The 13569-nt window shown below is 44.3% G+C and carries 10 protein-coding genes; 5 read left to right on the forward strand and 5 right to left on the reverse strand.

The features are described from left to right. Nucleotides 1-45 precede the first annotated feature (45 nt). Genes OGH69_RS04965 through OGH69_RS04975 form a run of 3 tightly spaced genes read left to right on the forward strand, consistent with a single transcriptional unit; the run spans nucleotide 46 to nucleotide 3616 of the window. Entirely contained in the window at nucleotides 46-1767 is a 1722-nt protein-coding gene (locus OGH69_RS04965; RefSeq protein WP_265173344.1) for an RDD family protein, read from the forward strand. Next, the gene (locus OGH69_RS04970) at nucleotides 1767-2864 is read left to right on the forward strand and encodes an acyloxyacyl hydrolase (protein WP_265173345.1); all 1098 of its coding nucleotides are present in this window, start codon (nucleotides 1767-1769) and stop codon (nucleotides 2862-2864) included. Before OGH69_RS04965 ends, OGH69_RS04970 begins: the two co-directional genes overlap by 1 nt. Nucleotides 2865-2869: 5 nt before the next feature. Next, entirely contained in the window at nucleotides 2870-3616 is a 747-nt protein-coding gene (locus OGH69_RS04975; protein ID WP_265173346.1) for a head GIN domain-containing protein, read from the forward strand. Nucleotides 3617-3864: 248 nt separating this feature from the next. Here OGH69_RS04975 and OGH69_RS04980 read toward each other — a convergent pair whose 3' ends face one another. From OGH69_RS04980 to OGH69_RS05000, 5 genes are all read right to left on the reverse strand, one after another. Further along, on the reverse strand, nucleotides 3865-6531 hold the full coding sequence (locus OGH69_RS04980; RefSeq protein ID WP_265173347.1) for an AsmA family protein: 2667 nt from the start codon (nucleotides 6529-6531) through the stop codon (nucleotides 3865-3867). 127 nt (nucleotides 6532-6658) lie between these two features. Beyond that, the gene (gene sppA, locus OGH69_RS04985) at nucleotides 6659-8431 is read right to left on the reverse strand and encodes a signal peptide peptidase SppA (protein ID WP_265173348.1); all 1773 of its coding nucleotides are present in this window, start codon (nucleotides 8429-8431) and stop codon (nucleotides 6659-6661) included. 428 nt (nucleotides 8432-8859) lie between these two features. Further along, the gene (locus OGH69_RS04990) at nucleotides 8860-9111 is read right to left on the reverse strand and encodes a hypothetical protein (RefSeq protein ID WP_265173349.1); all 252 of its coding nucleotides are present in this window, start codon (nucleotides 9109-9111) and stop codon (nucleotides 8860-8862) included. A gap of 40 nt (nucleotides 9112-9151) precedes the next feature. After that, nucleotides 9152-9760, reverse strand: coding sequence for a hypothetical protein (locus tag OGH69_RS04995; RefSeq protein WP_265173350.1), 609 nt, complete (start codon nucleotides 9758-9760; stop codon nucleotides 9152-9154). After that, the gene (locus OGH69_RS05000; RefSeq protein ID WP_265173351.1) at nucleotides 9760-10668 is read right to left on the reverse strand and encodes a hypothetical protein; all 909 of its coding nucleotides are present in this window, start codon (nucleotides 10666-10668) and stop codon (nucleotides 9760-9762) included. The genes OGH69_RS04995 and OGH69_RS05000 overlap by 1 nt, the downstream gene beginning before the upstream one ends. An 841-nt stretch (nucleotides 10669-11509) precedes the next feature. Between OGH69_RS05000 and folK the strand changes: the two genes are divergently transcribed. After that, nucleotides 11510-12643 carry a 2-amino-4-hydroxy-6-hydroxymethyldihydropteridine diphosphokinase gene (gene folK, locus OGH69_RS05005; RefSeq protein ID WP_265173352.1) on the forward strand — a complete coding sequence of 378 codons (1134 nt, stop codon included), beginning with the start codon at nucleotides 11510-11512 and terminating at the stop codon, nucleotides 12641-12643. Between the two features lie 38 nt (nucleotides 12644-12681). Continuing rightward, nucleotides 12682-13416: a suppressor of fused domain protein gene (locus OGH69_RS05010; RefSeq protein WP_265173353.1), complete on the forward strand. Its 735-nt coding sequence runs from the start codon at nucleotides 12682-12684 to the stop codon at nucleotides 13414-13416. The last annotated feature ends 153 nt before the right edge of the window (nucleotides 13417-13569 follow it).

A 13569-nucleotide genomic window follows, 5' to 3' on the forward strand; every position in this document is an offset into this window, starting at 1 on the left:
ATCAAAGCATAATAATTTTCCTATTTTTGGGCAAACCAATAAAACATGCCCAAAAAAATAACCATTGCAGCCATCGTAATAGCCCTTATGGGGCTTTATGTAGAACTGGCGCTTACCTCTGTGTGGGACGGCTCTGTGCTAAATTATTACCTGCGAAGCTTTTTCACATCCATCCGCCTCGGATTTATAGATGGCAACCGCTTTTATGAGCCGGACAGGTACAATTATATCCACCTGTTTTATTATTCGCTACTGCTTACCGGCGGTATCCTGAACCTGATAAGCCGTAAAGAAGTAAGATTGCTGCGTTATGTGTTTTCGGTAATATTGTTGTGCAAATTCCTTGACCTGTTTTTCATGGTTGTAACCCTTCCGTTTAATGCGGATTGGGTGTTTTTAGGGTATAATTGGCTTATCTGGCTGGGCTATCTGGCGTGGCACGCCCTCTGGATATGGATGTGCTGGGCAATACTCCGTTATTACAGGAACACAAAGGAAATTGCCATAATGAAAAAGCAGTATGGCGAACTGGAACAGGATTTCATTGTTGAAGCATCCCGCTGGCAGCGCTTGTGGCATTTGATCGTTGATTCGCTTACTTTTTTATTTGTCCTTTTCCCGATACTGGAATGGCTTATCAGGATCGATGCCGTTAGGGAATTTTTACAGCCGCTTGAAAATTCGTTAGGGGAGCGCCTTGCCTTATACTTCATCTGCGCCATTTTCCAAATCCTGTTTTATATGTTCTTCGAGGGGCTGTTGCAGGCCACACCCGGAAAGCTGCTCTCTGAAACACGTGTTGTAAATGATACGGGCGGAAAACCTGCTGTAAGTAACCTGCTTTTGCGCACGGTTGTGAGGTTCGTTCCATTCGAGTCGCTGTCGGTGCTGTTCGCCCGCGGCTGGCATGACGACTGGTCGGACACCTATGTAGTTCGCGAAAAGCGCGAAGGCGTAAACGGAGGCTGGTACTTTTTCATTTTCCCTGCGTTCCTTTTCATCGGTCTGTTTGGTTATTTAGGTATTGAATCGTATAAAAAGCACCAGGCAGAGCAACGGGATAAAGAAAGGTTTGAAGAGAAACAGGAGCGTATTGAAGAAACCCTGGATAAACTCACCACCGACCATGTTGTTACGATTAGTAAAGGATATGGCGGGCAGGTTTTTATGAAGGCGGAAAATATCGATAAAGATAAAATTACCTTTGTTTATATTTATGGCCAGGACATGTATTCTTCGGGTAATACCCAGCAGGAAATGGAGTATTATTTTTTGGAGGAGACCGACGAACTGGAGCGTGTGACCCTCACAAGGAAAGAACTCGCTGAAGGCATCCTGAAAGAGTATGACCCTAAAGTAAGCAATGAGTTTAGCCATAAAGGGATAGCTGACTTGCTGAAAGATGGTAATCGCTACTATATCATAGACATTGCACAATGGTTTGCCCCGAACATTGCTATCGATAATTCGTATATATCCAGTTCTGACGGAAGCGCCATATCCATAAACCTGAAAAATTTCGGCTGGAGCGCGGAGTTGGTAAAAATAGAGAACAAAGGCGATGAAATCGATTGGGGCGGTATGCCTGTAATGCTCCGGAACGACTCGGAATACACTAACAATACACAGATAACCGGAACCGGCAAGGACATTGAAGAAATCGATGCAGACCTATTCGTGAAAGATACCCTGGGAAGGGTACAGGTGTACAACATCAAAGGCGAGGCCGATGAAATTGGAAACCTTGAAATGAAAAGGATCAAATAATGCGCGGACTTCTGACATACCTGTGCCTGGTACTTTCGGTGGCTGCTTTTGCCCAGGAAGCACCCTCCGGGAAATTCAGTGCGGATGCCAGCTACTTTTACGGCAACATCATCCCGCACCGCAAGTCGATACAGCACCTCATTACCGGGCATCCCGTGGGGATCATAATCGGATTTAGCCGCAAAACCTTTGGCGATGAGCGCTGGCAGTCGGGGTACAATTATCCGGATTACGGTTTCTCCTTCCATTACCAGGACATGCGCAACGAAACGCTGGGCGAGATGTTTGGGCTTTATGGGCATTACAATTTTTATTTCCTCAAAAGGCGGCTGATGTTCCGCGTGGGGCAGGGAATTGCCTATAATACCAACCCATATGACAAGGATACCAATTTCCGCAATTATGCTTACGGGATGCACCTCATGCCTTCCACCTACTTTATGCTCAATTACAGCAAGCCTGACCTTTGGAAGAACATTGGCGTACAGGCGGGGCTAACGTTCATACACCATTCCAATGCAAGCATGAAGGCACCTAATACGAGTACCAATACCCTTGCGGTGAATGTTGGGCTCAACTATACTTTCGGGCGCAGTGAAGAATACCGCCATCTTCCGGAAAACGATACCCTTGCCTTTTCGGAGCCTGTCAAATTCAACTTTAGCTTCAAAGGCGGTGTTAATGAAAGCGATGTCATTGGCAGTGGGCAATATCCCTATTATGCGCTGTCGGTCTATGCCGACAAGCGCTGGAGCCGTAAGAGCGCGTTCCAGTTCGGTGCCGAGATATTTTGGCCGGAATACCTGCGCGAACATATCCGCTTCAAGTCAATAGCTTATCCTGAAGAAAATGTAGATGGCAGCACCGATTACCGCAAAGTAGGGGTTTTCATTGGGCATGAATTGTTCATCAACAGCCTTTCCATAGAGGCGCAGGCGGGGTACTATGTGTATGCGCCATTCGATACCACAGGGATGCTGTATCAACGGATTGGGGCGAAGTATTATATTACTGATAAAATTTTCAGTTCAATCGGCCTGAAGACGCATGGGGCCAAGGCCGAAGTAATGGAGATGGGGGTAGGGATACGATTATGAGAATTATGAATTATCAGTTACTAATTACGATGCTTTTGTTGCTCAGCATCCTTTGCTCCTGCAACAACGATCTTGCACCCGAATGCTTTACGGCCAAAGGCGACGATATTACCTATGTCGCCGGGGTTGAGGCGTTCAGCAGCATCCACATATCGCCGGGCATAGAGCTGGTCATTACACAGGGACCGGAGCAGAAAGTGACCATAGCAACCGGAGAGAACATTAAGCAATACCTTTCGGCAGAAGTGAAAAACGGCGAGTTGTGGCTGGAAAATGCCAACAACTGCAATTGGGTGCATACCTACAAAACCACCACGGTATACGTCACTACGCCCAACCTGGAACGCATCTATTCGGCATCGCAGTTTGCGGTAAAGTCGGAAGGTGTACTGGCTTTTCCCAGCCTCACCCTGCAATCGGGTATTTTTAGCGAAACGGCTTCAGGTACTTTCGAATTGGAGGTAGATTGTACCAACCTCACGATTGAGGACAACCAGTCAGCATTCTACGTGATAACCGGGGCAGTCGAAAACCTTGCAGTACAGTTCTACTCGGGCGATGCGCGTTTTGACGGGCGTAATCTCGAAGTGCAGAACCTGCAGGTCTTCCACCGCAGCTCGAATGACATTATCGCCAAAGTACAGCAAAAGGTTACAGGTACGCTGTATTCAACGGGTAATCTGGTACTAAAAAACCATCCGCCGGTTGTTGATGTAGAACGGTTGTATAGCGGCAGGGTGGTTTATGATTGATGGTTTTATGCTGCATTGCTTAAAACAAAACTATGTAATGTCGTTTAGTCATTGTGAGCAGAGGAACGGAGCGCGGCAATCTTTACTGATATTGTTTGGAAAAATGATTAATCGTGGTCCGATGCTATCGGTGACTCCGATGACGGAAATCCTTATAATAACAGAGCCGTTGCATTACAACGGCTCTACTAATTTTATTAAATGTTGTTTTCGGTATTGACTGACAACTGACAACCATCAACCGGCAACTATTGATCCTTCTTCTCCTTCTTTTTAAACAGGTCCTTCACGGCATTCTTCACGCCTTCCTTGGCTTTTTCCTCTACCTGTTGTTTTACTTCCTGGTTCGTTGGGGTCTTAATAGTGCCGGTGGAATCTTTAGCAGTAGTAGTATTCTTGTTGCCCCCCAGGAGGTTGGTAAGTGCATCCTTGCCTTTGTCTACGCCCTGGTTGATCAGTTTGTCTTTCTGCTGCTGTACAAGCTGAGTGGTGAGGCTTGTTACCGATTTGCTGAGGTCGGTAGTCACCTTAGGATTTTTGAAATTACCCGTAATTACTGCATTCACAGGAACACTGATCTTGCTTCCGTCAGTTTTTAGTGAAGCCAGCAGGCGGTTAACTTCCGTGCCCAGGTATTTGGCGGGTACATCAAAGCCCACATTATAGCTCATGGTTTGGTCAAAGCCATGCTGCCCGCTAATATTGATGGCAATATCCTGGTATTTCAGGCTGAACGGCTTGATGTTTACTTTGCCGTTCTCGAAAGTAAGGCCAATCTTTTGGTTCAGGTTCAGCTTATTCAGGTCCAGGAACTTCAGGTTACTGGTCAGCGCAGTGAGTACTTTTGATTTTTCAGGATTAACCGATGTTGAAAGCAATTGCCCCATCAGGTCACCGCTAAGGGTGTTGAGGTTTGGCGTCATTTCTTTAGGATCGAGGCTGCCGGAGAACTTGATGGTCGAGTTGAGCTTACCGGTAATGATGTCGGCAATAGGCGCTATCGATTTCAGCATTTCCAGTTGCGTGAACGACTGCGTGATATCTACGCTGTTCAGAGACAGATCCATGCTGAATGTTGGCGCTGCACCTTTGGTAGACACATTGCCGCTTGCCGCGATAAGCCCCCCAAAAATATTGGTTTTCAGGTTCTCAATTTTTACCGCTTCGTCCCTGATGATCATCTTACCCGAAACATCCTTCAGGTTCAGGTTGTCATATACAACCGTATTGGCCCTGGCTGTAATGGTACAGTCCAGGAATGCCGGAATTTTTACCGCATCGCTTGTAGCCGTAGTCTTTTTTACGCTTTCACCCTCCTCTTTTTTGGTTGCTACCGTTTTGGTTTCCGGCGCCATGAAGTCGGCCACCTGTAGTTTGTTGGAATTCATGTTGAAGTTCCCCTTCAGCGTCTGGTCCTTGAACAGGAAACCATAGAAGTTGTCGAGCGTACCGGTCACGGCAATGTCCGACCCACCTGTTTTGGCATCAAAGCGGTTCAGGGAAATACGGCTCGGGTTAAAGGCCACATCCACCTGATTGATGAAGATTGGTTTTGCCAGCCCATCACCGGAATAATTGAAGCCGCTCAGGCTGATGGTTCCGTTATTCTGTATTTTTTCATATTCGCTTTTTTCCACAGCCTGCATGTCGAATTTGGTCTCTACATCAGCCTTCAGCATGCCCGATAGCGGCATGTCCAGTTTTACAGGATACGCCTTGCCGAAATTGGTGAGGTTAACAGTGCCTTTCAGTTTGGCATCCACCATTGGGTTTTCTACAATATTCTTAATGCTTGCACTGGCGTCGAATACGTCCTGGTCAATGCGGAAGGACAGCTTGTCAAGGTTGACATAGGTGTCATTCAGCACACCGGTTTCGTTGATGATTTTGGTATCGATCACGATGTTTTGGACAGATTTTGGCAGGTCAGGGTACTTGAACGAGGCATTGTTCGAAGCGAATGCTATATTAAACTTAGGTACGCTGTTGTCGCCATTAAGGCCGTTCACCTTTCCGTTGATGGTAAAATCACCCTCTGTCTTTACATTGGCGAGGTTGCCTGAATAGGCTTCCGGAATCAGTCCCAAAAAGTTTTTGAACGATGAAGTCGGTGTTTTAAAGGTCAGGTCAAATTGCTGGCCGCTTTCCAATAGCGCCACGCTTCCGTCAAACTCCAAAGGCAGCTGGTTGATGAGCGCCTTGTTGTTCTTGAAGGTATAAATGCTTTTGTCGAGGTCAAGGCCCAGTACCGCATCAAGGCTCAGGGCTACATTGCGCATGTAGTTGGTCTTGTCCATGTCCAGCGATAGTTTTGCGGTGGTCTTGGTGTCAAGGTCAAGCTTGCTTGCGGCGAAGTTCCCCTTGCCTTCGTGGTTAAGGCTGTCGATTACAAGTTTTATTTTTGAGCGTTCATCATAATATTTAAAACGCAGGTTCTCTATTTTATAGTCTTGTACGCTTAATGCAAAAGGCTTGCTTTCTTTGTTGTCTTTTGGTTTTTCTTCATCGTCTTTAATGGCGATGTCAAAGTTACCCACGCCGTCTTTATTGAAAAGGATGTTAATGACCCCATCCTTCGTGCTTAAGGACTCTACATTCATAGGTTCACCCTCGCCTTTAAAAAGTTCCCTGATGGACATGTCAAGGTTCAGTTCTCCCATGTACACCAGTGTATCGCCCGCAAAAGGCGCTTTGTTAATGATGCTCAGCTTATCTACAGTTACGTTTGCTTTCGGGAAGCTGCTGAACAGGTTAAGGCTGACGTCTTCAAATGCTACTGTAGCATCCACCTGTTCGTTAATGGCCTTAGCAATCATTTCTTTTATCTTGTTCTTAAAAAGGAATGGCGCAGCGGCCAGTGCGATTATTAAAACCAGCAGGGTAATACCCGTCCATTTCAGGATTTTCTTAACCATAATTGAATTTTTGTAATATTTGCCTTAAAGATATTGCAACTGTCCCAATATTCAAAAAAATAAAATAACCACATGGTTATGTTGGGGTATCCATGTGGTTAAATGAAGCAGTAGTATAATAACGGTATTATCTGATATTTATTTCATACGGCATGATGGCCTGCACGCCCCTGAGCTGGCTTACCCTCCTGATGCGTTCAATCATTTCATAATTCTGCTCGCCAACTTCTTCCTTAATGAATTCTTCTTTCGTTTTGGCAAAAGGCATTCCTGTAAGTCCGGCAAACAGCTTTTCGAAGGTCATTTCATATTCCGGGAAGTCAACAGTCCTGTATGTTTTCACTTTGGCAAGCTTCGCAGCATACTTTACGGCATCATCAAGTCCGCCCAGTTCGTCGACAAGGCCTTTTTCCAATGCCTCGGCGCCGGTCCATACACGCCCCTGTGCAATAGCATCTACCTGTTCAAAGCTCATTTTCCTGCCGGCCGCTACGCGGTTTACAAAAGTTGTGTAGATATTCTCCACGCTCTGCTGGATGATGTCGCGTGTGGCAGGCTGCAGTGGTGTAAATACGCTGTACCCCGAAGCATTGCTGTGTGTTTTTACCTGCTCGGTATGGATGCCTACCCTGCCCGATAGTTCAGTAAGGTTCGGCAGCACCCCAAATACACCTATGGACCCTGTTATGGTACCCGGCTCGGCAAAAATGCGGTTGGCGCCACACGATATGTAATATCCGCCCGATGCGGCATAATTACCCATTGAAACCACTACAGGCTTTTTCTTTTTGGCCAGTTCCACTTCCCTCCATATCAGTTCTGATGTTAATGCGCTTCCACCCGGGGAGTTCACGCGCAATACTATGGCTTTCACGGCATCATCTTCAAGTGCGGCCTTGAACGATTCGCGCATCGGGTCTTCGCCGATATTCGTCAAGCCTCCTTCACCGCCGGTAATTTCGCCCTGTGCATAAATGATGGCAATGTCGTCTTCGGCATCGGAAAGCAGGTCGTTGAGTGATGAGGCACTCACGTAATCAAGGATGTCAACCGAGTTGTAATCCTCATTTTTCTTAACTTTCAATGCTTTTTTGATGCCATTCTTATATTCGTCTTCGTAGCCAATCTTATCGATAAGCTTATGCTGTTTCGCCAGTTCGGGCGTGCGTCCGTTCAGGTTTTCGGCAATGCTGTTAAGGCTGTCCAGAGATATTTTACGGCTTTGTGAGATGTCCTGCGCAATCGATCCCCACATGCTGTTGAGCAGCGAGGTGATCTGTTCGCGGTTTTCAGGGCTCATCTCGTTGGCAAGGAACGGCTCTACAGCGCTTTTGTACTTGCCGTGGCGTATCACTTCCATCTTGATGCCTGTCTTTTCCTGAAGGTCCTTAAAGAACATCACTTCCGATGACAGCCCCTTAAAATCAACTTCGCCGATAGGGTTCAGGTAAAGTGTGTCGGCAACCGAGTTAAGGTAATAATCGCTTTGGGAATAGTTATCGGCATACGCCACCACGAACTTCTTTGAGGTCTTGAAATCTTCCAGCTGGTCGCGCAATGATTTTAGCTGTGCAATGCCCAGCATACTCATGTTATTGGTTATGGTTATACCTTTAATGCGCTTATCATCTTTGGCGGCTTTAATGGCTTTCAGTACATCCGACAGGCCTTCTTTCGGTTCAGAATTCAGGAAGCTGTATTCGTCGTTGTAAAAGCTCCCGGAGTAGTCCTCGGTCACTTTGCTCAGGTCTAACTCTATTACCGAGTTGTCTTTTACCTGAACGGTGTCCTTGTCACTGCCCCCCGCGACAATGCCTATAAGCACAATGATCATGAAGAACAAAAAGCAAAACAGGAACAGGCCTACAAGCGTAGCCAGTACATTTTTTAAAAACTGCATATGTATTTACTATTTAGATACCTAATAAGTAGCAAAAATACGCAATATGTTACATGGCTTTAGCATGGCTCCCAATTAATAATAAACTGCCCTGTTGAAAAGTGTTATTAGTTTCCATTCTCCATTTTCGTTTTTCATGAGCACTATCCCGCTTCCTATTACAGGGCCACCTGTATAATGGGCATCCCAAATATCACATTCAAACAGCACATACTGCCTGTTGCTGCTATATATAGGTTTTGACAGATATATTAAAACATTTTTTCCGTAAAAGAGGTGTTCTAATCGAAAGTCTGGGTCAATTGTTTTACCCTCATTAATAATTATCCTGTTGTCGTTAAAATCATCTACGCTCCAGGTTTTGGCTTTTTCATCCTGATTTTTGTTTTTAAGTATCGCTATTTCTTTTTCATCGAGAGGCCAGGCATTCAGTTCGTGATGCCATATTTGCCTAAGTGGCTTGGTTCAAGGTTTTTTTCCCGTAGTGCAATTTCATATACCTCTAAGCTTTCTTTACCGGGCAGCGGATCTTCAGCTACAAAAATCTTTATGTATTTTTTGTTATATACTACGGTCTGAAGATAGGTATTGATCACTTCTTTGTCTGTATTCTTTTTTTGCAAAGACGCACATGAAAATAGTAATCCACAGGCAATCAATAAAAGTTTATAATGTTTCATAGTAGGTTCATAGTGCTTAACCGCTTTAAAAATAAAACTGTCAATCGTAAACTTCTTTTTTTAAAACTGCAGTTTGCACCCATCTATCATTATCTTTTTTCATAAGCACAACCCCACCTAGCCCTAATGAGCCTGATGGTCCGACTCCTGACAGAGAATATTCAAATAAGGCATATTTATGATCAGTGCTATAAATAGGCGTGGACAATCGTAAGATGACGTTTTTAGAAGAGATGTTCCTTTTTATAAAATCAATATCATTAAATTTTATTTCATTTTCTATTTTAATGCGACTGTCATTAAAATCGGTAATAGTCCAAAACTTTGGCTTATCATTTGAAATTTGAGTTTTTATATTAGATATTTCCTTTTCTCCCAATGGCCAAAATTTTATTTCCGGATATATCCATATGTTTTTCAGGATGCTAGGGTCAAAATCTTTTTCCTTAAATGCGGCTTCATAAGTAGTGATGCTTTCTGATCTTGGCAAAGGCTCTTTTCCTACAAAGATTGTTTTATAATTTAGCGTATAAACTTGTTGTTTTAAAAATGTGTCCAATACAGAGTTAGGTGCAATACTTTTCGTTGTCGAACAGGAAAGTAGTAACACAATCATCAATATAGTGGTTAATTTAATTATTTTAATCATCAGTTACAGGGATTTCCAATTGGTTCTTGAATATCAAAAGTTGTATTTTTCGACTCTGCGGCATACCTGTTATTTATCCTATCCTGCTCTTCAGGCGATAATGCATTATATGCAGGGGTATCGCGTAGTCCACCCCATGCAAGATCTTTATAAATTTGTTGGGGATGTATTCCTTCCGGCACAGGTACTCCTGTTTGGTACTCCTGTAGTGCTCTTGCGACGACATCGACGTACTTTTCAGACATAATGGTATGATGAGCTACACTTGGATTAGGGCCAAATGTTTTTGCAACATAAGTCTCATAAAGAAGAGGAAATTCTTCAAATGCATTAGGATTAATTCCTGTAGCCTGATCATCTACCAAGCTAAACATATATGCGTGAAGTAATTCATGGATAATAGTACTTGCCAAAGATAATTTATTTGCGGTTGCAGCGTAAGTGGGATCGATTCTTATAGTATAATTGAATCTCATTGGATTTCCATCCGCCCCTATTGTACGAGTAGTTCTGGCTAATGAAGATCCATCGTTCGGAACAAACGCTTCGGTTTTTATATTTGTTGTGTACTGTGAGGGAAATGCGTCTAACTTCGCTATAATTTTTGCTACATCCTTTTCGGCTAGCTCTTTTAAATCATTAAGGACACCCGCGCTGCACTCATCTAATCCTGTATCTTTGATCTCTTTCTCAATTCTTTCGGGCGCAGTTAATTTCGGCCTTACAGGCTGGGTAACAACCACGGGGTTTCCATTTGGGTCGCCCAAGCCTGGCTCCACCGCTCCAATCCCCGGTTCGCTTGGGTCTAATGGGTTTCCCGGCATAATTATGGTTCCCGGGTCAGGATTTCCACCACCACCGCCACCACCGCCGCTTCCCCCTCCGGGGCTTACGTCGACAAACCTCATTGGTTCACGATCCTGAGCTTTGGGAATGCTACCTCCAACCGGTTGGCAAAATGTTATTGTATATGAGCCAATGAGTTGTGTACAATTGTCTCCCGCGACATGTACTTCACCTCCATAATCGCAATATGTGAATGTGAAATCCTGGCAAAACATCGAAGTCTTGTTCGGTAATTTATTGTAATCAAGTTTAATGACATTTACCCCACCAATGAATGGAGCATGTATATTGTTTTTAAGTCTGTCATCGTATTCTGTGTTAGGGAAGTAAGTCACAATAAAAGCTTCCTGAACGAATCCCTATCGCAAATCACAAGGTTTTCAAAAACATCAATATCAGGCGTTTTCCCATTTCTGTAAATAGCCATTGTATAGAATTTTTCAGTGCCCTTTGTGATTTCTGACACGACTGAACTATCTATTGCAAAGTTATATACGTCGATAGAGTCTTCACTCTTAAAAAATGATTTATGATTCTTAGGAATAGTTGTTTTGAGCAGTGCTGGTAGGTTTTTAAAATATTCGAAAGGCTTATTAACCATTTTGTATTCTGTATCATGACTATGACCTTCGTGACTGTTGCCGTCGTCCTGATGGCAACTATATAAAATGAAAAGCATAAACAAGTATATCAAAGTTGTCAATTTATGATGACTAAAATTCACTTTCATGCTAAAGTTATTTGTTGTTAATTGGTTAATGGTTAAGGCAATAATAATCATTTAATTTTAAAGAATTTGCTTTGTCAAAACTCACTTAACAAAATATTAACTTTAATAACAAAATGCTTTATTGAGTATTTGAGAATGTAATAATTGTTTTTAATATGCTTACTTTGCATCCTATGAAATTCCAGAATACCGCAATTCTATCCCTTGGGAGCAACATGGGCGACAGGCTTGCCAACCTGCAATGGACCATCAATGCCATACACACCAAAATTGCTACTGTGGCAGCTGTTTCGGGTATATATGAAAACCCGGCATTTGGGTTCGAGGGCGATGATTTTTACAATTGCGCCATTACCGTGCATACCTGTAAAGGAGCAAGGGAATTGCTCGATGCACTGCTCAACGCCGAACTTGAAGGCGGAAGGGTACGCAGCGCTACCGAAAGGCACACCTCCCGCACCATCGACATTGATATTATTTCTTTCAACGATGAGGTGATTGAAGAGGAGCACCTTCACATACCGCATCCACGCATGCAGCAGCGCAATTTTGTTTTGTTGCCCATGCGCGATATTGCCCACGGCTGGGTGCACCCTGTTTTGAAGAAAGGCATCAATGCCCTCATTGCCCAAAGCGGAGATACCAACCGATGCGATTTTGTGATGCAGCTCCCGGCACCGCTGGCCGCTATGAAGCCGCACACCTTCAATTACATTGCCATAGAAGGGAACATTGGGGCGGGAAAGACAACACTGGCCGGAAAAATATCTGAAGATTTCAATGCCAAGCTCATACTGGAACGCTTTGCCGACAACCCGTTCCTTCCCAAATTTTATAAAGACCAGGTGCGCTATGCCTTTTCGTTGGAGATGTCCTTTTTGGCCGACCGCTACCAGCAGCTGAGTGACGATCTGGCACAGTTCGACCTGTTCCGGGATTTTGTGGTAGCCGATTACCATATCTTCAAGTCGCTTATTTTCTCAAAGGTGACGTTGGGCGAGGATGAGTACCGCCTGTACCGCAAGCTGTTCGACATCATGTATAAGGAAATGCGCAAGCCGGGGCTGTATGTGTACCTGTACCAGAACACCGAGCGCCTCCTGCACCACATCCGTATGCGTGGCCGGAGTTATGAGCAGGACATTAAGGCCGAGTACCTGGAAAGCATAAACCAGGGTTATCTGGATTATATCAAGTCGCAGACAGGGCTTAATATCCTTATCATCGATGTGACACATCGCGACTTTGTAAAAAACCAGGAAGATTATATCTGGCTGCTGGAGCAGATAAATGCGAAGGTGGTTTAGATTTTCTTATATTTACCATTCATCAACCAATAAAAATCATGGACGAACTAAAACCGGAGGGTTATTCCGAATCCGGAACCCCAATTTACAAATATGAACCCCTTGACCGCGACATAGAGCCTGTTATGGGCGATGCAGGCACGGTATCGTACATTGACGAGCATCTGGAGCGTTTCTTTGACGATGAGGACATCACCGTGTTCCATGAGATCATTTCCGACAAGGTGCACATCGACATTTATATGATAAAGGCCAATGAGGAGCGTGATTTCCACATACTGCTCACTTCCGGCCTGAGCAGCCTGCCAATGAATGTGCCTCAGGGTGCCGAGAACCAGGCTTACGCCGAAATATATACCCTACTGCCGGCGGACTGGAAGCTGTCGCAAGAGGACTTTGAGAATGAAGATAATTACTGGCCTATCCGCCAGCTTAAGACACTCGCCCGCTTTCCGCACCTGTACGGCACGTGGATAGGCGAAGGGCATACTATTGCCAACGGTAATCCGCCACAGCGTATGTCACCCAACTGCGCATTCGAAGGCGTGATACTGCTGGCCGGCTATACGCTTGGCCAGGAATTTACCTTTATCGATGCCGGTGAGAAAGTAATAAGCGTGCTTTCCATGATACCATTATATGCCGAAGAAATGGATTTTAAGCTGAAGAAAGGCAGGGATGCCCTTCTTGACAAATTTGATAAATATAACATCAGCGAAATTACAGACATCAACAGGAAGAATACCTGCAAAAAGAAATTCGGGTTGTTTTAAAAGCAGGTTCCCTGCTCCTGTTAGCTTCATACACAAAGGGGCTGTCTCAAAAGGATAGCCCCTTTTTCATTTTAATTAAGTTTACTTTTCTTTGCATGCTGATTTTGACATTTTAAAGTCTCCTTTTTAGCCCATAAAAGGTTATACGTTTTA

Origin of the sequence: Flavobacterium sp. MFBS3-15, from assembly GCF_026107645.2 — a bacterium.
Lineage (GTDB): Bacteria > Bacteroidota > Bacteroidia > Flavobacteriales > Flavobacteriaceae > Flavobacterium.